This is a genomic window from Holdemania sp. (assembly GCF_986127675.1).
In genome coordinates this window covers 71,803-93,379 of the sequence record NZ_CFQZWI010000001.1, presented here as the reverse complement: position 1 = coordinate 93,379, position 21,577 = coordinate 71,803, and the positions used below count along the sequence as shown (strand labels likewise).

20 protein-coding genes are annotated in these 21,577 nt (G+C 51.0%); 15 read left to right on the top strand and 5 right to left on the bottom strand.

The window, feature by feature from the left end; translation table 11 throughout:
- The first annotated feature begins 9 nt into the window (after positions 1-9).
- From AC5OW4_RS00445 to AC5OW4_RS00380, 14 genes are all read left to right on the top strand, one after another.
- The gene (locus AC5OW4_RS00445) at positions 10-822 is read left to right on the top strand and encodes a PTS mannose/fructose/sorbose/N-acetylgalactosamine transporter subunit IIC (protein ID WP_195548222.1); all 813 of its coding nucleotides are present in this window, start codon (positions 10-12) and stop codon (positions 820-822) included.
- Positions 797-1,627, top strand: a complete 831-nt coding sequence (locus tag AC5OW4_RS00440; protein ID WP_493676505.1) for a PTS system mannose/fructose/sorbose family transporter subunit IID — start codon at positions 797-799, stop codon at positions 1,625-1,627. Before AC5OW4_RS00445 ends, AC5OW4_RS00440 begins: the two co-directional genes overlap by 26 nt.
- Positions 1,611-2,489, top strand: a complete 879-nt coding sequence (locus AC5OW4_RS00435) for an HAD-IIB family hydrolase (protein WP_195395756.1) — start codon at positions 1,611-1,613, stop codon at positions 2,487-2,489. The genes AC5OW4_RS00440 and AC5OW4_RS00435 overlap by 17 nt, the downstream gene beginning before the upstream one ends.
- The gene (locus AC5OW4_RS00430; protein ID WP_195395755.1) at positions 2,482-2,901 is read left to right on the top strand and encodes a PTS sugar transporter subunit IIA; all 420 of its coding nucleotides are present in this window, start codon (positions 2,482-2,484) and stop codon (positions 2,899-2,901) included. Before AC5OW4_RS00435 ends, AC5OW4_RS00430 begins: the two co-directional genes overlap by 8 nt.
- A gap of 9 nt (positions 2,902-2,910) precedes the next feature.
- Positions 2,911-4,140, top strand: a complete 1,230-nt coding sequence (locus AC5OW4_RS00425; protein WP_493676504.1) for a hypothetical protein — start codon at positions 2,911-2,913, stop codon at positions 4,138-4,140.
- 71 nt (positions 4,141-4,211) lie between these two features.
- On the top strand, positions 4,212-6,143 hold the full coding sequence (locus tag AC5OW4_RS00420) for a BglG family transcription antiterminator (RefSeq protein WP_072683079.1): 1,932 nt from the start codon (positions 4,212-4,214) through the stop codon (positions 6,141-6,143).
- Positions 6,144-6,218: 75 nt separating this feature from the next.
- Complete coding sequence (locus AC5OW4_RS00415; RefSeq protein ID WP_195395752.1) at positions 6,219-6,677, top strand: hypothetical protein; 459 nt, start codon at positions 6,219-6,221, stop codon at positions 6,675-6,677.
- 186 nt (positions 6,678-6,863) lie between these two features.
- Positions 6,864-7,259, top strand: coding sequence for a BlaI/MecI/CopY family transcriptional regulator (locus AC5OW4_RS00410; RefSeq protein ID WP_072683081.1), 396 nt, complete (start codon positions 6,864-6,866; stop codon positions 7,257-7,259).
- A 151-nt stretch (positions 7,260-7,410) separates the two neighbouring features.
- A complete protein-coding gene (locus AC5OW4_RS00405; protein WP_195395751.1) occupies positions 7,411-8,472 on the top strand; it encodes a HipA domain-containing protein in 1,062 nt (353 codons plus the stop codon).
- Between the two features lie 190 nt (positions 8,473-8,662).
- Positions 8,663-11,689, top strand: coding sequence for an AAA domain-containing protein (locus AC5OW4_RS00400; RefSeq protein WP_493676503.1), 3,027 nt, complete (start codon positions 8,663-8,665; stop codon positions 11,687-11,689).
- Between the two features lie 54 nt (positions 11,690-11,743).
- On the top strand, positions 11,744-13,066 hold the full coding sequence (locus AC5OW4_RS00395; RefSeq protein ID WP_072683084.1) for a hypothetical protein: 1,323 nt from the start codon (positions 11,744-11,746) through the stop codon (positions 13,064-13,066).
- Between the two features lie 51 nt (positions 13,067-13,117).
- Positions 13,118-14,449, top strand: a complete 1,332-nt coding sequence (locus AC5OW4_RS00390; protein ID WP_083538356.1) for an MFS transporter — start codon at positions 13,118-13,120, stop codon at positions 14,447-14,449.
- Positions 14,450-14,513: 64 nt separating this feature from the next.
- Positions 14,514-14,963 (top strand): UCP014422 family protein, encoded by a 450-nt coding sequence (locus tag AC5OW4_RS00385; RefSeq protein ID WP_072683086.1) that lies wholly within the window; start codon positions 14,514-14,516, stop codon positions 14,961-14,963.
- Positions 14,964-15,074: 111 nt separating this feature from the next.
- The gene (locus AC5OW4_RS00380) at positions 15,075-16,484 is read left to right on the top strand and encodes an ATP-binding protein (RefSeq protein WP_072683087.1); all 1,410 of its coding nucleotides are present in this window, start codon (positions 15,075-15,077) and stop codon (positions 16,482-16,484) included.
- Between the two features lie 255 nt (positions 16,485-16,739).
- Here the strand turns inward: AC5OW4_RS00380 and AC5OW4_RS00375 are convergent, their stop codons facing one another.
- From AC5OW4_RS00375 to AC5OW4_RS00355, 5 genes are all read right to left on the bottom strand, one after another.
- Positions 16,740-17,381 (bottom strand): CatA-like O-acetyltransferase, encoded by a 642-nt coding sequence (locus AC5OW4_RS00375; protein ID WP_072683088.1) that lies wholly within the window; start codon positions 17,379-17,381, stop codon positions 16,740-16,742.
- A gap of 279 nt (positions 17,382-17,660) precedes the next feature.
- Entirely contained in the window at positions 17,661-19,139 is a 1,479-nt protein-coding gene (locus tag AC5OW4_RS00370; RefSeq protein WP_493676502.1) for a TrkH family potassium uptake protein, read from the bottom strand.
- The gene (locus AC5OW4_RS00365; RefSeq protein WP_195395743.1) at positions 19,136-19,801 is read right to left on the bottom strand and encodes a potassium channel family protein; all 666 of its coding nucleotides are present in this window, start codon (positions 19,799-19,801) and stop codon (positions 19,136-19,138) included. The genes AC5OW4_RS00370 and AC5OW4_RS00365 overlap by 4 nt, the downstream gene beginning before the upstream one ends.
- Positions 19,802-19,803: 2 nt before the next feature.
- On the bottom strand, positions 19,804-20,277 hold the full coding sequence (locus AC5OW4_RS00360; protein WP_493676501.1) for a potassium channel family protein: 474 nt from the start codon (positions 20,275-20,277) through the stop codon (positions 19,804-19,806).
- Entirely contained in the window at positions 20,271-20,666 is a 396-nt protein-coding gene (locus AC5OW4_RS00355) for a hypothetical protein (RefSeq protein ID WP_493676500.1), read from the bottom strand. The genes AC5OW4_RS00360 and AC5OW4_RS00355 overlap by 7 nt, the downstream gene beginning before the upstream one ends.
- Positions 20,667-20,995: 329 nt before the next feature.
- Between AC5OW4_RS00355 and AC5OW4_RS00350 the strand changes: the two genes are divergently transcribed.
- On the top strand, positions 20,996-21,553 hold the full coding sequence (locus AC5OW4_RS00350; protein WP_072683093.1) for a TetR/AcrR family transcriptional regulator C-terminal domain-containing protein: 558 nt from the start codon (positions 20,996-20,998) through the stop codon (positions 21,551-21,553).
- Positions 21,554-21,577 lie beyond the last annotated feature (24 nt).

The window sequence follows — 21,577 nt, the reverse complement described above, 5'->3', positions numbered from 1 at the left end:
AGAGAAAGAATGTTTAATCCGATACAGATCATACTGCTGATTCTTGCCTGCCATATCATCGGAACGCTGGGGCAGAATGTCCAGTTAGTCGCAAAATTCGGCGGCCAGCAGGTATTCCGCGGCCTGATCGCCGGCTTCATTATGGGAGATGTCAAAACCGGGCTGCTGATCGGCGGTACCTTCCAGCTGATGTCCATGGGCTTGGCGGCCTATGGCGGCGCGTCGATTCCTAATTTCAACATTGCCCTGTGGATCTCTGTTCCCTTTGCGATCGCTTCCGGCACCGATGCTCCGCTGGAGCTGGCGATGGCGGTCGGCGTTCCGGTCGCCACGCTGGGCATTCAGCTGGACGTCATTGCCAAAACAGTTAATTCCTATTGGTATCACCGTGCTGAAAAACATGTCGAGAAACGCGAATACAAGAAATTATACCGCGATATTCTCATTGGCGAATACGGCTTCGGCCGCGCCGCTTTAGGCCAGACGCTGCCGGTCATCATCTTCTTACTGTTCGGTGAGCCGATTGTTCAGCTGATTATCAATTATATGCCGGTCTGGCTGACCAGCGCATTGGGCACGGTTTCCGGCGTACTTCCGGCGCTGGGCATGGCCTTACTGATGCTGTACATGCCGGTGAAGGAAAACTTCCATTATCTGCTTCTCGGCTTTGTGCTGTATGTCTTTTTCGGCCAGTCGATCCTGGCGATTACTCTGGTCGGCGCGGTCATTGCAATCGTCCTGTTTAAACGCATGGAAAAAGAGTCCAAAGCGGCAGCCAACGCTTATCTGAACGTGGATGCAGGAGGTATCGGAGACGAGTGAAAAGAATGAAAAGCTGACTAAAAAAGAACTGCGGAAATTCTCGCTGCGCTATGCCATTACTGCCCAGGCCAGTCAGAGCTACGAAGCGATGCAGGGAATTGCCTGCGTCTATTCGATGGGGCCATTCTTTGAAAAATGGTTCGCTGACGATCCGGAGCTGATGCAGAAAAAGTTCCAGAACAACTTGAAATTCTTCAACTGCCAAACCTATTTCGGAGCGGCGATCACCGCAGCGGCGCTGGCGATCGAGCAGGACCGCGATCCCTCGTCCCTGCAGCTGGCGGCTTCGTTAAAGACGTCGCTGATGGGTCCGTTCTCCGGCATCGGCGACGCGCTGTTCAACACGATACCGAAGGTCGTCATGGGGGCGATGACTGCCTATGCAGCGATTGAGGGCAACTGGATTACCAGCATCATCATGATCGCGATCTTTACACCGCTGATTACCTGGGTTCGTCAGAAGATGATCGAAGTCGGCTATTACGGCGGCGCGGAATTGATTACCTCGCGCAAGGATCAGCTCAACAACATCCGCGACGCGGTTTCTGTGCTGGGCGTCATCGTCATCGGCGCTCTGATTCCTTCGCTGGTCAAGGTCACGACACCGCTGGCGATCACTGTCGGCGATGCGACGCAGACGATTCAGTCGATTCTGGACGGCATTCTGCCGGCGCTGCTGCCGTGTTTGGTCACTGCGATGACCTATTTCGGCTTAACAAAAATCAAGGGCATGAATACGGTTAAGATGGTCTGGATTCTGATCGTCGTGACGATTCTGCTTTCCTACTTTGGCATCATTGCCTAAGCCGGATTCCCGGCGGATCGGCGAAACTGGCGGTCTGTCCGGGATTCGTCTGGCAGCGCTGGATTTTGACGGCACGCTGGTTCCCAAGGATGTGCCGAATGTAGATTTAAACGATCAGACCGCGGCTTTGCTGGAACAGCTGCGCTGCCGGGGCCTGCGGCTGATCGTTGCGACTGGGCGGCATCCGTCCTTTATTCAAAAACGAATCCGGAAATTTCAATTCGACGCAGTCATCGGCTATTCCGGTAATGTCAGCCACGGCCGCCAGAAAGAAGCCGCGGCGTTCAGCTTGGACATGATCCAAGCGGTCTACGTCTTTGCGCAGAACAACCCCGGTCTGGAAATGACGCTGTACTCGGATCATGGCATAGCCTGCGGAAGCAGCTCGGAAAGCCGGGAGGCGCTGCTGAAAAAATGGCGGCGCACCGATCGGATCTGTGATTTGAATGGGGTTGCCGATTTCCTGATCAGTGACATTCGAAAAGCAACAACGATGCAGATCAGCCGGATCTGCCTGCACCTGGACCGCTGGGAGCTGTATCCTGGAATCAAGTCAGAATTCCAAATTCATTTCCCCGGCTATCGTTTGGTCAAAACCGGAGACAAACAGGCGGAGGTTCTGGCTCAGGGACGCTCTAAGGCATCTGAAATTCTCAGGCTGGCGCACAGTCTTGGCATCAGTGCGGATCAGATTGCCTGCGCCGGGGATGATGAAAATGATATCGAGATGCTGCAGCTGTTTGATCACAGCTATTATATCGGCAGAAATGACGATCCGCTGCGCTCAGCCGCGGCTTACTGCGCGGGTCATGTTGATACCGTATTGGAACAACTGTTAATCAAAGGAGAAAGCCATGTTTAAAATAGCGTTGGCCAGTCATGGCAGCTTATGCCGAGGCATGCGGGAAACCGCAAAGCTGTTTACCCGGGACGTCAGCTTCATTCAGATCTTTCCCTTTTATGAGGAAAACCCCGAATCGGATGTGGAAGTGCAGCTGGATGCCTGGATTCAGGATATTCACGAGGAAGATGTCGTCGTGATGCTCACGGACATTTTATGGGGAAGCGTCAACCAGAAGATCATGCTGAAGCTGCAGAACCGAACGAACGTGCATATTGTCACGGGACTGAACCTGCCCTTGCTTCTGGAGATGATCACGATGGAGCCTCAGTCGGTCATCCCGGAACTCATATCCGAAAAAGTAAAAAGCTGCCGCGATTCGATCGCATTCATGCGGGAAGTGACCGTCGAATTTCAGGACGGCGACGAATAGGAGGATTTTATGGTAAAAGTTACGACTACGACAAGCGTGAACATCACGCCCGATCATCCGACATACATTGCCGGACACGCCATGCGGACGGAGAAGTTCAAGGGCGTTCATGATGAAATTGAAGCGATTATGCTGGGACTGCAGATCGACGGGAAGCCGTTTTTATGGATCGAGGCGGATATTTCTAATTTTGACTGTGATTTTGTCCATCTGTTCAAGTATCACATCGTCGAAACTTTGCGCATTCCTTACGATCACATCATCCTCAGCGCGGACCACAGCCATTCCGCTCCGCTGCTGCTGACGCGCAATCCGGAAATGCCGCATGACGACGGGTGGCGCAAGGAGGTTCTAAAGAAGCTGATCGACGGCGCGCAGGAAACGATGAATAAGGAATTTCACGAAGCGGTGCGCGTGCAGTGCACGAAGGGCGAATCGCAGGGATATTACGGCAACCGCAACGCGAAGGACAAATACGGCGATACCTCGATCGTTGTGATCGAATTTAAGGATGAGACCGACGCCACAATCGCGGCCTTGGTGAACATGTCCTGTCATTCCACCGTGCTTTCTCCGGAAGAATACCAGATTTCAGGCGATCTGCTGGCGGCCGTCCGGCGCGAGCTGATTCCATATCTGAACGTCACGCCGCTTGTCTGCAACGGCAATGCCGGCGATATGTCCAACCGGCTGTACCGCCAGAACAATGACTTCAATGAGCTGAAGCGGGTCAGTTCGGGCATCGCCCGGCAGATTTCCCAGTTTGATACAAAGCTGGACCTGACCCTTGCCCATCCGCAGTCAAAAACTTTCGTTTTTCCAATCGAATACGACCCGGACATCGACGTCCTGAAAGCCCGCCTGGCTGATTCCCAGGCTAAGCTGGAACAGGCGGCCGCTTACGATGAGCGGAAGTGGCTGATCTCGGAAATCAATGGTTTCCAGCGGAAAATCAAAGCCGGTCATGTTAAAATGGATTTGGAAGCGACGATTCTGCGGATGCAGGACTTAGAAATTGTCGTGCTGCCATGCGAACTGGTTTCTGCCTTCGGCCGCCAGATCAAAAAGAGCTCCCAGGCTAAAGTGTGCTTTGTCTGGGGCTATGCGAACGGCCAGAACGGCTATGTCGTCGAAGCCAGCGAATTTGGCGGCGGCCATGATGGAATCTCAACGCAGCTGCCGAAAGGCAAGGCGGAAGAATTTGTCGCCCTGATTATCCAGCATTTATTTAATAATTAAGTCAGTGAAAGAATCCTCGTTGAAAGCGTTTTGCCTTTGATGAGGATTCTTTGCAGAACAGGAGGAAATCCATGGTCTATCATTTTACTTCCCGCGAAAAGAATATCCTGCATTATCTGTCCATCAGCGATACCTATATTTTAGGCAAGCAGCTGGCGGCTGTCACCGGAGTGAGCGAGCGAACGATCCGCGATGATATCAAACGGATCAATCAGGTTCTGTTTTCCGAGGAACTGGATGATTTTTTTGAACTGGTCAGCACGCATACGAAGGGCTACAAGGTGTGGGTCAAGGATGTGTGCCAGTTCAGGCAGTTTATGAAGGATCTGGATTATGACGTCAACACGATGGAGCGGGAGCTGATCCATTTCCGCGAGCGTGAAATCCGTCTTCTGGCAATGCTGATGAAGGATGTCACGCTTTATAAGCTGTCGCAGATGCTGTATTTCAGTGAATCAACAATCCGCTCGCTGATCAAAAAATCCAACGGCACCTCGCTCAAAAGTCACTACACGATGAACTTCGCCAACGGGAAATTAAAGGTCAACGGCAATGAGATCGCAATCCGCATCGCGGCTTTAAAAACAATCTATGTCAATCCGGAATACAAGGGAATCCCGGACAACATCCGCGGCCAGATCACCAATCCTGAATTTGAGGAAAACGTGTATGAAGCGCTGGAAAGTTTTTTCAAACAGAGCGAAACGCTGAGCGTCCCGTCGCTGCTGTTTCAATACATGTCAAAGTCGCTCTGGATTTCCTACCGGCGCAATCAGTTTAACAAATGCGTGTCGTTTACAGAGGAAGAAAAGCGGATGCTGGAGAGCTACGACGTGGAATTCAGCGCGGCGGAGGCGATCGTTGCCCTGCTGGACCGCCGGTATCATTACGAATTTCTGCGCGACGACAGTTATTTCCTGGCGATGATCTTAATTTCCTTCGGCAGCCGCAGAAACCTGATGATTCAGGAAATGGACAATGAAGCCTATGCGCTCTGCAAGCTGGCGGCCAACGTCATTTTAGAAGATTTTTATGACGGCGGCCGGCTTGAGGACGCAGATGCTCTGATGGAAAATCTGTCGTTGTTTTTCTGGGGTTTTCAGGTCCGCAGTCATTTTGACATCAGCCGGCAGTATATGGGCGTAACCCGCGTGAAGCGCAAGCTGATCACCGCCGCTGAATACAGCCGCAAGCTTTCCCGGCTGCTGGAAGATAAGCTTCATACGAGAATTGCGGATAAGGAAATGGTCTTTCTGACCGTCTGCATCGCGGAAGGGCTGGACCGCGGCCGGCTGAGGAAGAAGCAGCGGGTCTTGGTCACAAGTAAATACGGCCTCTGCGAAGCCCGGCGTTATGCCGAACAGCTTCAAAAACGATATCAGGATTCCCTGGCACAAATTGCTTCCTGCGAGTTATATGAGATTGAAAAAATCTACGATCAGTTTGACGTCATCCTGATCAATGACCGCAAGCTGGCGGCTCGGGACGAAAAACTGGTTTACTATCAGTCGTACAGTACAGTTAATACGATGAAGCCGCAAACGGAATACCGGATTACCCAGATCTGCGGCACTTATTGGTTTTATCATCAGCTCAGTCCTGAATGCTTCATAACGAATCTGGATCTAAAATCGAAGCATGAAGTTTTCCGCTACATCGCCAAGCGGTTTTTGGCGCCGATGCCGGAATTCAGGCATCCGGTCAGTTTACTGACGGATCAGGATAAGCGGCTGACCTGTGAATGCGGCTACCGGGTGGCGCTGGTCGCTGTGATCGAAGCGTCGGCAGTGAATCAAATTCATTTCCTGATTCTGAAAAATGCGATTTCCTGGAACCAGCGGTTTGTGCAGAATATCATCTTTATTCAGGCCGCTGCTTATCCGGATCTGCAGAACTATGAAATGGGTCTGCAGGCGATGCTGATCGACCCGGATAAATGCAGCCTGCTGATCGGCGAGCCCAATTTGAATACGCTGCGGAAAATATTAAATGTAGAGGAATAAAGCATGAAGGGTAGGCGATTGGCTTACTTTCAGACATGAATGATGGCCGTGCAGAACACGGGAATGGAGGAAAAAATGAAAGAATTAACTGCGAATGAGACAGCCGGTATCCGGATCAAAACGAAGCCAAGAACCTCGACAGGACTGTGTGCTTTCTTTGCCTTCGTGATGATCCTTTCCGGGAATGCCGCGCTCATGATTCCCGGTCTGATCTTTGCCCTTACGGCGCTGATCGTCGTCTTCGGCATTCAGGATGAAACCTGCGCCCGAATCGAAGCCGGAGAAATCGTTCTGCTTCCGGAAAAAACACAGGCTGTGACGGCTATTCCGTTCTGCGAGGTGGCGGAGTGGAATACCCGGGATGGAATCCGAATCCGGACTCTGAACGGAGAAACTTATTTTATTGAAACCCGGGACACAATGAAAGCGCATAGAGCGCTGTGCAGGCGCATGCCGGAATTGGAAACGTCTGCAATCCGTCAGCGGCAGCTGCGGGAGCGGAAATCGAAGAAGCCTCGCCGGGCGTCTCAGTAAAATAGAGTACTGTCAAAACGGAGTGAAAGAAAATTGAAGAGTAATGACTGGGCGTAGAATTTATGATAACCAAAAAAGGTTGAATCTACAAGCTGAAGGACAAGAACAGAAATAATAGGCTTTGTTTAGTAAAATCTCTTTCAAAAACTACAAAAAATAATATAATTGTAGCGAAAGGGGAACTGTATGAAAAAAACATCTAATTCTGAGAACTTAATTCTTCAATTATTTTGGAACAACAAATATCAAATCGCTTGTCATGAGATTTATAAAAGAGTGCGTGAAGCGTATCCCAACCACTGGAAAGATAGTTCAGTCGCTGTTTTTCTAATGAGAATGGAAGAAAAAGAGCTAATCAGGAAAGCAGAAATTGATGGAACAAAGTATTGGGTTTCCATCACCCAAGGTCAGTATTCTAAAAATTTACTCAATTCACTCTTAATGAAAAGTGAAAATAAGACCTTTGATGAAATTCTTCTCGGTTTTATCGAAGATCCGGAGAAACACCAGGCGGCTCTTGATGAAATTGATGCAGTTATAAGAAAATATGAAGCGATGGAACAAGCTGATTTTTCTGCTTAAAATGCTTTAAGAAGCATGAAGCTCTTTTCTGGATTTAAGCTTAGTCGTTTAGAAAATGTTGAATCAGCGCAGAATTGATAGAAAAGCAGGCAGGCATTGCCAAACTTTTTGGGATCGCTTAAAATAGAATAAACAAAAAGGAGGACAGCTCATGAATCAAATCAATGGGTTGCTGATGAGCGGAGATCTGCCGGTCGCTCTCATCGAGAAGAATCAGCTTAAAATACTCCGCAGCGATTGCCTTCCTTATTATTTCCGTAGAAACGGCGATCTATTGACATGGATCCAAAGTCGGGCGATTGACGGGGATCGCGTACATTCCCGTCTTCTTAAAAAAGCGCTTCAGCTGCAGAGGAAGGATGAGTTATCCGCAACCATGGCAGTTAGAGCTGCGTGTATTACGGATAACTATTGGATCAAATTAGACACCGACACCTTGACGTATGAGGATATCCGCTTTAAAACCGATACCTATTCCGATCTTGCCTTAGCGGGAGATTTGGAGGTGTTTTCCCAAAGATTAGATCCGCGATCCTCGCACACTCCGGAGTTGACCAATATCGGCAACTTTGAAAAAGGCTGGAAGCTTGTTGACGGAGTCTGGTGGTTAAGCAAGCAAGGCAGTCCTGAACAACTTTTCAGCGAATTCTTCTGTGCGCAGCTCGGACGCTTTTTAGGCATGGACATGGCGGTCTACCGATTAAATGAAGACTATATCATGTCCGAGGATTTTACGAAACAGGAAATGAATTTTGAACCGGCGGCCGCGCTGATCGGTGATCAAACGGATGATTACACATTGAATTATCAAACGTTGAAGAATCTGAATCCAGACTGCGGCAGGCAATATTTAGATCTTTTGTATCTGGACGCAATCGTTAGAAATCCCCATCGCCATGGGATGAATTACGGTATTTTACGATCCCGGACGACCGGTAAGGTTCTGGGAATGGCGCCGAACTTTGATAATAATCTTTCTTTAATCGCGATGGGATACCCCAGAAATTTAGATCGATCCCAGGATCGGCTGATCGACGCCTTCAGAGAATTTCTTATCCAAAATCAGATTGAGTACAACCCGCCGCAATTTACGGAATCGGTCTTACGGGACATTATGGAGTCCATCCCTATTTCCGTGAACGCCTCTGAAATCATAACGTTCCTGATGAACGGACAAGTGGCGTTCGTTCAAGCCTGTGGGAATAAGTACTGAGTGCAAAGCGGATCCAGGCGGTTCTGTTCTTTGATTTGGACGGAACACGTTCAAGCTTATGGAAGTTATTGATAATTCTCTTTCAATTCTGGATGTTGAAAAGCGGACTGCCCTGGGGTACCCTTTGTACGGTCTGCTTTTCTATTTGAAAACGGCTGTGGTATAATCAACTTAAGGAGCAAGTCAATCTATGAATTCCAAGGCCCTGGAGTGTTCAAAATCGATACAGAGCGGAAAATGGCTGCAGATCGAGTATGACAACACGAGCGATCAGAAGCGGACATTTTTTTGGATTGCGATCGAAGACATCGAAGTCCCGAGCCGAAAAATGAAAGTGAAAATGTTCAACCCGGAGAAGTCAATGGACGTTCTGGACGGAACGGTCTATTTTGATAAAATTCTGTCGGCGCGGGTCATCGAAAGTACAATCTTTCCGCTGCAGGAAGCCCTGATGGATAAAATCCGCACGCATTACAATGACTTTGACTTTCTGGAATATACCGGCATCAATGAGCGGGTGCTCGGCTATTACCGGCAATGCTACCTGCTGGATCAGGACACCTCCGTTCACAGCTATACGCTGGTCGATGGTCTGGATCCTGATATTTTAAAGAAGAACGCGATGCCGCTGGGGCTGGAACAATTTGATCAGATGGTGCGCCGGCTGCAGAACGAGCTGCGCCTGCAGCGGCGAAAACAAGCTCCGGCCTGGCTGAAGCTGGCGATCAACGTACTGGCCCTGCAGCGGCGGGATGGGATGATTCCAATCGTTTACCGCGATCTTTTGCTCGATCTGGTTCACCGCCGGCTGATCGTCTCGCCGGATCTTGGCTTCAACATCAAAGTCAGCGACGACCAGGAGCAGCCGCGGTTTTTACTGCAGCGCTATCTCGACTGCTCAGCCGGGGAATTCATCGACCGCTATCCGACTCAGGCTGCGATGATGAGCGAACAGATTGCGGTGAACTGCGGACGAGGCGAAACTGTGGATGAACGGCCGTATTTGTTTGAACTCAAGCGCCGGATGAACATTAACATTGAAACAGAATACAATGAAATTCAGAACCAGATGCAGAATCAGACGCTCTGTGCTCCGCTGAAAGCCTTCTTTGGCATGCCGGAAAAAGTCCGCCGGCGGAAGACGCCGATTCTGACGCTGGGGTCGCAGGTCAACATCAATCAGTTCCGGGCGATTTATAACGCCATGAATCAAAACGTTGTGTATGTCCAGGGACCGCCGGGGACCGGGAAAAGCGCGACGATCGTCAACGTGCTGCTTTCCTGCTTTCTCAATAACCAGACCGCCCTGGTCGTTTCCAATAACAACGAAGCGATCGACAATCTGGACCGCAAGCTGAACTCCCTGCAAAGCGGAGACCGGCGGATACGCTTTCCAATCCTGCGCTTAGGCTCCAATCAGCGGATTGAGGAGGCGCTGGTGCAGATCAAGCTGCTTTTAGATCAAGCTCAGGCCTGTCCGCCGACGCGGGAAGAACGGGAAGAACTGAAGGTATTGACGAAGAAACTGGGCGGCAGCCGCAAGCAGATGAATCAGCTGCTGGATCAGATTGAAACCCGGCTGGAGCTGGATGAACAGATCGAATCGCTGGAAGGGGTATTAAACCAGCTGCGGTTTAGCAGCCGGCAGGAACCGAGCGCCCAGATGACCGCGATGGCGATTGAAAGCCAGCTTGCCGGACTGCGCCGTCAGCGCCAGACACTGGAAGGCGTGAGCGAAGATGAAATCCAGGCAGTTCAGGATCCCCGCGAGGTTCTGCGGTTTCTCGACCTGAAATCGCGGGCTGTGCTGCAGCGCCTGTTGAACAAACGCAATGAATCGTTGTGGTCCATCGTCCGGATTGACAATCCGGAAGACCGTTTTCTTGAGTTCCGGGCGCTGATTCAGAGGCGTGAAGGGTTGGAACAGGTGCTGGATTGTTTTCCATTTCTGATTTCCACCAATGTGTCCTGCAGCAAGCTGGCCACCGCGGAACCCATTTTTGATCTCATGATCATGGATGAAGCCGGGCAGTGCAGCAATCCGCTTTCCTTATTGCCGATGGCCCGGTGCCGCCGGGCACTGTTTGTCGGCGATCCGAGCCAGCTGCAGCCGGTCATCACGCTGCCCGCTTCCCGCAATACCCGGCTGGTCTGGGATTACGATATTCCCCAGGCTTATGATTATAAGATGAACTCGATTCTCAGCACGATGCTGAAAATCGACACGATCTCAAAATTTATTCTGTTAAAACATCATTACCGCTGCGCAGATCCGATCATCGCCTTCTCCAATCAGAAATATTACGGTGGGGAGCTGGTGCTGTGCGGCCCGCCAGCTTCACCGGATGCGCTGACGCTGATCGACGTGCATTCCTCGGCGCAGAAGCAGAAAAACGTGGCGATGGAAGAAGTCGCGGAGATCGTCCGCCAGATTCGCGATCATCCCCAGAAGAATGTCGCGGTGATCACGCCGTTTCGCCGTCAGGCACAGATGATCCGGCGGGTTCTGTCTGAACAGGACCTCGATTTCGTTAAGGTTGGAACAATCCACACCTTCCAGGGCGACGAGAAGGACACGGTGATTCTCAGCTGCGCGATGACAGAATCGACGACGCAGGGCACGTTTGACTGGGTGAAAAACAATCAGGAGCTGATCAACGTCGGCGTCACCCGCGCTCAGCAGCATTTCACGATGATCGCCGACCGGGCCCAGATCGCCCGCCTCTCCCAGGGGAAAACCAACGATCTGCTGGAACTGATGCAATATGTCGGAAAGCAGGGGCAAACTCAAATCAGCGCCCGGGAAAGTCAGCTGTTTCAGTCGAAGGTCAAAAACTTTAAGTATTTCAACACCGCCGCGGAAGATGAGTTTTTGAAAACACTGCTGCACATCAAATCGGTATTCGGCCAGATTTTAGTCGAACAGAAGGTGAAGATCACTGACGTTCTGGAATTGGATCCCGGAGATCGCAAGTTGTTTATGTATGGAAATCAGGCTCATTTTGATTTTGTGATCTACGACTTGAGCCACCGGCCGTTATTGGCGGTGGAGGTCGGCGGCACGGAGCATTTCAACGATGCCAAGGTCCGCAGCCGGGATCAGAAAAAGCGCCAGATCTGCGAGGCGCATCAACTCCGGCTGATCACGATCCGCAACGACTATGTGCGCCGCTATTCGTTTATCAAGGAATCCATTCTGGAAGCTTTGGGTGAGTAGCATGAACGAAGTGGCTGGTCAGAGCCTTAAGAAGCCGACAGAGGAGGGCTGTGTATGCAGGAAGAAACAAAACGCGTAGCCGGGGTGTTGATCGGCATTCACCGCCGTCAGCGCTTAATGGAAGATCCGGCCGGCGGCTGGACGCAGGATCAATTTATCCTCGATGAGACGGGAGAAGCGATTTGTTCGCGGATGACGTTATATAAATTGGAACAGGGCCAGGGAATTCAGGATGAAGAACGGCTGGAGCTGCTGCTTCGAAAACTGGGCGAAACGCCGTTAAAACAACCCGAACAGGTTGATTTGCGTAAAGAACGAATCCAGCGGCTGAAGCAGGCTTACGAACAGTTCGATCAGAAAGCGCTCGGTGAGCTGCTTACGGATATCGAAGCCTTGCCGCTGACAACGCAGGTGATCACGATGGAGCTGCAGCTATGCCTGTCCTTGATCATCGAACATCTTGCCTTTCCGGATACGCAGCCGCACAAACCGTTGTATATCCGCTACCGTGAATTTGATGCGAAGCTGAAAAATCAGATTTCCATGTACCTTGATCTGGCTCAAGTGCTGGATGAGGATTTATATGTCATGATGATCGTCTTATTCTGGCAGATCAACATCAATCAATGGACGGATCGGAAACTGTCCGAAACCTTACTGGAACGGCTGGAGCAGTGTGAGCCGCACGACGGGATCTGGCTGCACCGCAAGGGCACCTTCCTATCCGCGCTGAACCGCAAGGCGGAAGCCCTGGATTGCTTCAATCAGGTGTTAAGCGGCTTGTATCCATTATCGGATTCCGTGCGTACCCTCACAGAGGTTATGCGTTTTCGGATCTGGAAGCAATTTGATCAGGACGACGCATTCCGCAGGAGCGGATCATTCGAACAAACGCTGGCAGCGCTGCCCAAGGAGCTGACAAGTCAGGGCTGGATGGAGCTGGGGCTGTGCCTGTGCGAAGGCGGCGCAAAGAGGGGGACGGAGCGGATCGACCGGGCGTTAGCCCAGGCGCCATATCTGGCGTTGTACTATCTGCCGCATTTATTTCGCTGTCCTCTGGATCCGGCGCGGATTTTGAAACTGGCGCAGGTCTATCTTGACCGCTGGACGACGCCCGGAACCCTGGCCGTTTACCGGTATTATGAAGCGAAGCAGACTGGGGAAGCGCCGGGCTTGCTGCAGCAGCGAATATTGAAAGAGATTCTGCCGGAGATTGAAGACACGGTCTACCGTCCGCAGGAGTTGATTCCGCTGCTCCATGACGAACTGCTGACGCTGGTGCAGCAGAGCGGCAGCTACAAAGGACTGGCAAATTTTGAGCGGATTACAAAACGGCGGAAACCGGCGCTGATCCGCGAAATTTGGATCAATGGATAAAGGCAGGACTTGCGGGTCCTGTTTTTGTTATAGTAAATCCGGGTGATCAAGATGAGAAAGAAAGAAATGAAAGCAGAAATGCCGCAGGCATTGACGGATGAAGCCGCAAAGAAAGTGGAAGAAGGACAGGGGGAGGAACCAAGGCAGGAGAACGAAAAGCCGCTGCTGCGCAACCGCAGCTATCTGCTTTTGCTTCAGGGCAACCTGTTTTCCGGCTTTGGCGATGTGCTGTTCAGCATAGCGGCCGGGATCTGGGTTTACAAACAGACGGGATCGACGATGATGATGAGCGTTATGAGTTCCATCAGCATGGCGGTTTCGGTGCTGATCACGCCGTTTTTGGGACCGATCGTCGACCGGCGAAGCAAGAAAAGGATGATGGTGCTGATGGACTTTATCCGTGGAGTGACGCTGGTGCTGGCCGGACTTTGGTTTTGGGGACGAGCGTTGTCAGTGCCGGTGCTGATTTTGTGCGCGGCGGCGATGGCGCTGTGCAACGCGCTGTTTAATCCAGCCGCAACGGCCGCGTTTACGCTTGTCGTTTCACGCAGCCAGTTCATGAAGGCACAGTCGTGGAACACAGGATTGTTCATGGTTATCAACCTGACTGGCAAGGGAATATGCAGCCTGTTGGCGCTGATGTGTGGGCCGGCAACTTTGTTGATCGTCAACGGCGTGCTGTATTGGGCTTCGTCGTTGTCGGAATGCTTCATCACGCTGCGGCCGACCGAAGTCCCGGTCTCAGCGTCAAGTTCCTTTTTCAACGATTTTAAAGAGGGCTTACAGATCACGTTTGGCAATCCGTCCCTGCGCGATCTGCTGCTTCTGCTTTTAGCCTGGAACGTACTGGTATCGGGCTTATCCTCGGTGACGCTGCCGTTTTTGCAGCAGAAGGGACTGGCCGATGAATTTTACAGTTTATATCTGACCTTCGGCAGCGTCGGCGCGGTAGCCGGAACGTTTATTCCCGGAATGCTGCCCAAACCGCTGCGCGATAAGCTGTGCAGCTTACTGCCGATGATCATCGGCACAATCGCCTCGTTCATCACCGCCTTGAGCCGCAATCCGGCGTTAGTATGCGTTTCGTATCTGATTGCCAATCTGTTCAATTCGATTGGCAACATCATCGTTTCCTCGGCGATGATTCTGGGCTGCGAGGAACAGATGCGCGGCCGGTTAGTCGCGCTGGAAACGTCGATCATGACGGCAGGCCGGCTGATCTCGACGCTGGCATTCGGTTTCTTTGGCGAAAGCCTGGCTCTGGGCCTGCTTTCAGCGATCGGTCAGGGAATTTGTCTGATCCTCTACCTGCCGTTTGTCAGAAACCGCCGTCTGAATCGTTTCCTGAAGGAAGGCGTCAGCGCGGAATCCGAGGCGAGTTGAGTAAAAAAGTCCGCAGCGTTCGCGGACAGGGTATAATAGAAGAATAAAAATAAAGGAGTCAAGCATGGAAAAAAATCCCCCTCTATCAAAAATTTATGAAGCGCTGAGCGCGGTGGCGGATCAGCGGATTGACATGCGGGCCGACCGCGCTTATGTTCTCTCCTCGGATCAGGCCAAACGGTACACGGTCAAGTTTTTGGAAAACGGCTATTCCAGCAACGACAACGCGACACTGTGGCAGCACTATCCAGGATATCCCATTCTGGCCGTGATGATGATGCAAGGTCAGCTGAAGATTCATGAAGAACGTTTGTCCTGGTTTCGGGCAGTGAACTGGAAACAGCTGAACACAAAGTATAAAAATCAATATGACAAAGCGATCGCGGAATTTCTTGAACCGTTTTCGGAAGCGATCCGCAGTCAGATTGAGGATGAAGTGGAATGCGTGTTTCATCAGCTGGAATCCATGGAACTGACGATCAAAGGCAACCGCGAGCCGAGGAACCCGCAGTAAACGCCTACCTTTCTTATCAACAAAATTACTCAGATACGATTTGCCAAATCATACTTGACTAAATTTATCATTTACTTTATAGTGAATTAAAAGGATAAGGAGGAGAACCGGATGTTTATTGGCAGAACTCGTGAACTCGCTGCTTTAGATCGGCTTTATCAATCGGATCGTTTTGAATTTGCCGTGATTTACGGCCGCCGCCGGGTAGGCAAAACGACGTTGATCAATCAGTTTATCAACGATAAAAAAGCCATTTATTTTATGGGTGTGGAAAGCAATGCTAAACAGAATTTAGAGAATTTCAGCCGCAGTATTTTGGAAATGGAAACAGGGTTCAAGGCTGAGACGACGTTTCTTTCCTTTCAGGCAGCTTTAGAAATGGTCTTTCAACTTGCCGAACATCAGCGGTTGGTTTTGGTCATTGATGAATACCCGTATGTAGCCCGAGCTTCTGCCAGCTTAGCTTCCACGCTCCAGCTTCTGATCGATCAATATAAAGAAACGTCTAAACTTATGCTTATCTTGTGCGGATCCTCGATGTCTTATATGGAAGATCATGTTTTGGCATACAAGGCTCCGCTTTATGGCCGGAGAACAGCTCAAATGAAGATCCTGCCGTTTGATTTTGAAGAAGTCTGCCGCTGTTTCCCCGGCTACTCTGCTGAAGAACAAGCGCTTGTTTACGGAGCGGTGGGCGGGACGCCTCAGTATCTGCTTCAGATTGACGATCGGCTCAGCGTCGCTGAAAATATTAAGAATACATTCTTAGATCCGACGTCCGCCTTATTTGAGGAGCCGGAAAATCTTCTGAAACAAGAAGTTCGTGAACCTGCCCTTTACAATGCGATCATTTCAGCAATCGCTAACGGGGCTTCCCGTTTGTCGGAGATTTCTTCAAAGGTTGGCGAAAATACGAATGTCTGTGCCGCCTATCTGAAGAATCTGTTAGGATTGGGATGGGTTCAAAAGGAAATACCGTATGGTGATCAGGCTTCCCGAAAGGCCGTCTATGTGATCAGCGACAATCTTTTCCGGTTCTGGTACCGGTTTGTTCCACAGAACAGCTCAATTATTTCCCGCGGAGCGAAAGAACTGGCTTTTAAGCGGATCGAGCCCTATTTATCAGAATACATGGGAAATGTTTTTGAACAGATCTGTATGCAATATCTTTGGAAATTGCTTCTGGCAGGCAGATCACCTGTGTTTTTTTCAGAGCTGGGTCGTTGGTGGGGAACGGATCCCCGCGAAAAAAAACAGACGGAAATTGACATTATGGGCGTTCAGGATAAAACGACGGCCTTGTTCGGTGAATGCAAATGGACGAATGAAAAGGTCGATCAAGGCGTGTTAAAAACATTAGTCAGCCGCAGCCAGCTGTTTTCTTACACAGAAGTTCACTTATTTTTATTTGCGAAGACCGGTTTTACGCAAGGCTGCCGCGAGATGGCGGAAACGCTGGACCATGTCAGTTTGATTTCGTTCACTGAAATGATGGAATTGTTTCGCGAACCTCAAGTGTGAAAAAGAAACGATGAAGAGTGCCGTCTTTTGTCAGCGTGAATTTTCTGGTTTCAATTTCTTTTGGCAGAAGCTCACGGTGACACAGAGTAAAGGACTGGAAAATCTTTGAATCACTCAGGGCAGCGATGTTGATCAACAATCGTGATTGGATCTGTCATTGAAGCCGTCCCTGCGGGGCGGCTTCCGGCGCTTAAGTTTGGACTGGCGGCTGGTTGACAAGAAACGCCGGTTTCTTCGAGGCGTGACCGATCAGCGTCACAGAGCGGCGCACAGCTGGGCTAAGGCCTGATCCAGCGCCTGATAAAACAGCCCAAGATGGCGGCCGTCGACTAAGGCATGATGGCATAACACGGATACTGGCAGAACCAGCCGGTTATCCCGCGTTGAGAACTTGCCCCAGGTGATCCGGGGATTGCTGTCAGCGGGGATCGGCACCGGCTGAATCAATGCGGAATATGAAATCCAGGGCAGCGTGGAAATGTAGAAAAAATCCAGCGTGTCTTCCTCGTTTTCCGCAATCGATCCGCCTTGCTTTGCCGCCTCCTGCATCTTTTGCGCATAAGGCAAAAAGTCGGGGAAAGGCAGCGAATAATCCAGCGTGCAGTAACAATATGTCCCATCTTCCAGCGCGACGGTATGAGAAGTCCGGCAGCGATCAAACTGAATGATTTGCCCCTTGAGAATCCGCTGGCGGAATTCCGGAACGGCATTTGCGGCCTGGGCGGCGCAATAACAGAAGGAAAGGAAGAACGGCAGGCGCTGTTCTTTTATTTTGGCGTGGAACTTTGTGATATCGACGTCAGCGGTCACGCCGACATAGGGATAAGCCAACTGACTGAAGTATTCAAAATGGCTCTTTCGCTTGTAGGTCTCCAGATCTAAAATTTGATAATTCATGATTTTCTCCTTTGCGCTGACGCAGTTTGAAATGAAAGCGGGCATGAATTGAAAAGCCGTAAACGCAGATTCCAACCCTTACGGATTCTAATCCACAATTTACGGCTGTGAGTCGAAACGCTCAACCTGATTATGCGCTGCTATAACTTGTTTTCATTATAGAACAGACCTGGTTGATTCTCAAGATAAAGAAGCAGGTTCAAGAGGAAAGAAAGCGGAGAAACTGTCTTTCCACTTCTTCTCAAGGCCGGCGTCTTTCGCTTTCACAAAGCAAAACCGCTATTGGAAAACCGCGTTTTTTAAGCGAAGGAACCCCGCGTGGATCCCTGAGAGCAGAATGAAGATCTCCAACCGCCCTAAAAGCATTCCCGCCATTTCCACGATCAAGGCCAAAGCAGGCGTCGCCGGTCCGGTGATGCCGATTGACAACCCGACAGTCCCCAATGCGGAAGAAAAATCGAACATCGCTTCGATCAACGAACAATTCGCCGTCAGCATCAACAAGAACGTTCCAATCAGATAAATCAGAAAATAACAGAAAACAAAATTTGCGGTATCTGCTAACAACTTTTGATCAATGGCTACCCGTCCCTGCGGCCGCTTAAAAAACATACAGGAAACGGCGCCCGCCGGCGCGTTTCTGCGGCGCAAACTTTCACCCAGCCCCCGCAGCATCAGATAGACCCGCGTCAGTTTCAGACCCCCGGCCGTCGAACCAATTCCGCCGCCGATCAACATCATGACGATCAGTACGAACACCGCGGCCTGCGGCCACTGCGTATAACCGACTGTGGAAAAACCGGAAGTTGACAACGCGGAAACCACCTCGAAGAAAGCGATCCGGAAACTGCCGGGCAGATCGGCGTAAGCCGCAAAGAACAACACCAGCGCCGTCAGAGGAATTGCCATCGCCAGCACCAGTCCCATAAACCGGACTTCGCTGACGGCCATAAACTTACGCGCCTGTCTGCGCACCAGCAGCAACAACGCCGCAAAGTTCGTCGTCCCGATCACCATCAGTACGATCGTGATGAATTCGATCAGCGGACTTTGATAGTAGCCGATGCTTTCCGCGCGGGTGGAGAATCCGCCGGTGGATAAGGCGCACATCGCATGGATCAGACTGTCGAAGAAATTCATGCCCGCCAGGACATAGGCCGCGACGCCCAGCGCCAGGAAGGTTGTGTACATCAACACGATCAAACGCACAGTCCGGCCCAGATTCGGGGTAAGCTGATCGGAATGTCCCTCAGCCTGAAACAGGTTCATGCTTTGTTTATTCTGGATGAACAACGTCATCACCATGACGAAGCCCAGACCGCCGCAATATTGCATAAAGCCCCGGTGAAACAGAAATATCGGTGAAACCTGCGTCACATCCAGCACGGATAAACCGGTCGTCGTCCAGCCGCTGACCGATTCGAACAAGCTTTGAATCCAGTTTAACCGGCCTGCTAAAACAAAGGGCAGCGCCCCGATGAAAATTCCGTACAGCCAGGCGAACAAGACGAAGAATCCCCCTTTTTGAATCAGCTGCGGACGTGGTTCCTCCTGATCCTGCGCCGCCCCTTTCCAACAGCTGAACAACCCCGCCAAAAGCGAAATTCCAGCCGGCAGCGCGAAGGCTTCCAGTTCTTTGGGCAGGGTTGGATAAAAACAGGCCGTCACCATCGGTACGGCGCAAAGCAAGCCGCACAACATCATAAATTTGCCGATAATGCCGCCATGCCGCAGCCGGCTCCATCCTGAATTTTTCATTTGCCCTGCAGCACCCTGACGGCGGCGGCTTCCTGTTTGGCGGCGGCGATCAGAATCAGGACGTCCTGCGCTAATAGCTTCGTATCTCCATGCGGAACCAGCGGCTGATCCTGACGCAGAATCGTCGCGATGATGACGTCGCGGCTGAGCTGAATTTCGCTGAGCGTCTTCCCGATAACGGGAGAGGTAGCCGGCAGCCGCAGTTCGGAAATCCGCAGCTCGCCATCTCCCAGGGGAAGCAGGGTTGTAAATTCATCGAGAAAGGTCTGCTGCTCCACAATGCTGGTAATGGCAGACAACGCACAGACGACAGAATCGATCCCCATCCGGTAGAAAAATTTGATTTTTTCCGGATTGGCTACCAGTGAAACTGTCTTGCGGACGTGGAATTGTTTCTTGCAAAGCTGACAGATCACGAGATTGTCGTCATCCCGCGGCGTCAGCGCAATCGCGATATCTGCATTTTCCGCCTGAGCGTCTTCGAGCACGAAGGGTTTGGAGCCATCGCCGGTCAATACCGTCAAATCGCTCATCTGCGCCAGAACCCGGCAATGCAGGGGGTTTTTATTGATCGCCGTGACGTCGTAGCCTTTTTCCAGAAACGACCGCGCCAACGTCTGCGCTTTATGAAAACCGCCGACAATCAGAATTCGTTTCTTCATGTTCAATTTCCTCCTTCCTGACCCGCCTGATTCAGACTGGCCGGATTGTTTAACAGCCGTTCGATCGCCAGAGACGACAGCGCGGTCGGACAGATCGTCTGAATCCCGAATTCCCGGTAAACACATTCCCGCTGCGGATCATACAGCCGGCAGATCACATGCGGCGTCTGGAAGCATTCCCGGGCCAGCTGCGCGATCATGATGTTGGTATTGTCGTTGTTGGTGACGATGACCAGATGATCCGCCCGTTCAATTTCAGCCTGCTTCAAAGTGGCGGCGTCCGTCGCGTCGCCGACTAACGTCAGTCCGGCGTAGGCCGGCGATAATTTGCGGAATGCCGCTTCGTTCTGATCGATCAGAATTACGTTTTTGCCCTCGTCCGATAATTGGTCGGCCAGCGTGGAACCCAGCCGCCCGCAGCCGACGATCACCGTCAATTTGGATTTGCCAAGCCAGTTGACATGAATACTTAACATGAATGTTTCCTCCTTACTACATGACCGATCCCTTTTTCGTCATAGACGATCTTCCATGGATTCCAGGCTGGAACGCTCTGGCAGTCGCCTGGGGAATAAGCGAAATTCCCCTGACCGGTAAACGAGGCGCACAGCTCCAGATTGCAGCGGGCCGGGATATAAGTGGGATCGAGGGCCGCGGCTGCCCGGAAATGTTTCATGGCGGCCAACAGCTCATGATGGCTGGCCAGCAGGATGCCCATCAGGTTGTGCGGGACCGGCGAATGAGGATGCATGCGCATCGCTTCGGCGATTTCGTGTTCTCCGCCGGCGTAATCCTGCAGCCGGACGGCAGTCCGGATACTTTCCGTTAAGGCTTCCAACGTCATGGGATTTGCGATTTCATTCATCATGAACACCTCCGCTTCATCTTGACGGGAATAGAATACCGTGAAAGCTGTGAGTTTTGTGTGAGAAAGAACCGGCGGCGTGTGAGAATGGCGTGAGGATGAGATCCGGTTCAAGGATAAAAAAGCTGGCGGACAAAAGAAAAAGACAGCATCTGCCGGGGGTTCCCATCGGATAAAACGCGCGTCTTTCGTTAAGCCAGAGCGGGAAGGTGAGGAAAAAGAACGCTGACAAATGAGAAAATCAGGAAATCGGCGGAGGCGGCGGTTGACGGAGAGCACGTTTTTTTTTATGATGAAAGCGAACAGGCAAAGCGAAAGGATGAGTCAGGATGGCGGAAAAGGAAATGATGAAGTACCGGCTGGCCGAGGCGATCAAGACATTGATGGAAACGGAACCTCTGGATAAAATCACCGTGCGGGATATTGTGGAGTCAGCCCATACGACCCGGCAGTCGTTCTACCGGCATTTTCAGGACAAATACGATCTGGTTAACTGGTATTTTGAACGGCTGGCTCAGAAGTCGTTTAAGCTGATGGGCGTCCAGTACACGCTGCGGGAAGGCTTGTTAAAAAAATTCGAATTTATCCGGCAGGAAAAAACATTTTTTTCTCAGGCTTTTCGTTCGCAGGACTACAATTCGCTGATGCACTATGATTATCAATGCATTCTGGATTTCTATACAAAATGGATCGAACAGAAGACGCAGCAGCCGCTGACGCCCCAGATTCAGTTTCTGCTTGAGATGTATTGCCGGGGTTCGATGCAGATGACGGTGAAATGGGTGATTCAGGGGGCAAAGGAAAGCCCGGAAACGATTGTGGATTTGTTGATCGACGCTCAGCCGGAAAAGCTGCGGGCAATGCTGCGGGATACAGAACTGGAATAAATCCGATTGTACCATTTTTGTCAA

Coding starts and splice junctions, on each gene's coding strand:
- AC5OW4_RS00445 (WP_195548222.1), top strand. CDS start 10: ATGTTTAATCCGATACAGATCATACTGCTGATTCTTGCCTGCCATATC.
- AC5OW4_RS00440 (WP_493676505.1), top strand. CDS start 797: ATGCAGGAGGTATCGGAGACGAGTGAAAAGAATGAAAAGCTGACTAAA.
- AC5OW4_RS00430 (WP_195395755.1), top strand. CDS start 2,482: ATGTTTAAAATAGCGTTGGCCAGTCATGGCAGCTTATGCCGAGGCATG.
- AC5OW4_RS00425 (WP_493676504.1), top strand. CDS start 2,911: ATGGTAAAAGTTACGACTACGACAAGCGTGAACATCACGCCCGATCAT.
- AC5OW4_RS00420 (WP_072683079.1), top strand. CDS start 4,212: ATGGTCTATCATTTTACTTCCCGCGAAAAGAATATCCTGCATTATCTG.
- AC5OW4_RS00415 (WP_195395752.1), top strand. CDS start 6,219: ATGAAAGAATTAACTGCGAATGAGACAGCCGGTATCCGGATCAAAACG.
- AC5OW4_RS00410 (WP_072683081.1), top strand. CDS start 6,864: ATGAAAAAAACATCTAATTCTGAGAACTTAATTCTTCAATTATTTTGG.
- AC5OW4_RS00405 (WP_195395751.1), top strand. CDS start 7,411: ATGAATCAAATCAATGGGTTGCTGATGAGCGGAGATCTGCCGGTCGCT.
- AC5OW4_RS00400 (WP_493676503.1), top strand. CDS start 8,663: ATGAATTCCAAGGCCCTGGAGTGTTCAAAATCGATACAGAGCGGAAAA.
- AC5OW4_RS00395 (WP_072683084.1), top strand. CDS start 11,744: ATGCAGGAAGAAACAAAACGCGTAGCCGGGGTGTTGATCGGCATTCAC.
- AC5OW4_RS00390 (WP_083538356.1), top strand. CDS start 13,118: ATGAGAAAGAAAGAAATGAAAGCAGAAATGCCGCAGGCATTGACGGAT.
- AC5OW4_RS00385 (WP_072683086.1), top strand. CDS start 14,514: ATGGAAAAAAATCCCCCTCTATCAAAAATTTATGAAGCGCTGAGCGCG.
- AC5OW4_RS00380 (WP_072683087.1), top strand. CDS start 15,075: ATGTTTATTGGCAGAACTCGTGAACTCGCTGCTTTAGATCGGCTTTAT.
- AC5OW4_RS00375 (WP_072683088.1), bottom strand. CDS start 17,381: ATGAATTATCAAATTTTAGATCTGGAGACCTACAAGCGAAAGAGCCAT.
- AC5OW4_RS00370 (WP_493676502.1), bottom strand. CDS start 19,139: ATGAAAAATTCAGGATGGAGCCGGCTGCGGCATGGCGGCATTATCGGC.
- AC5OW4_RS00365 (WP_195395743.1), bottom strand. CDS start 19,801: ATGAAGAAACGAATTCTGATTGTCGGCGGTTTTCATAAAGCGCAGACG.
- AC5OW4_RS00360 (WP_493676501.1), bottom strand. CDS start 20,277: ATGTTAAGTATTCATGTCAACTGGCTTGGCAAATCCAAATTGACGGTG.
- AC5OW4_RS00355 (WP_493676500.1), bottom strand. CDS start 20,666: ATGAATGAAATCGCAAATCCCATGACGTTGGAAGCCTTAACGGAAAGT.
- AC5OW4_RS00350 (WP_072683093.1), top strand. CDS start 20,996: ATGGCGGAAAAGGAAATGATGAAGTACCGGCTGGCCGAGGCGATCAAG.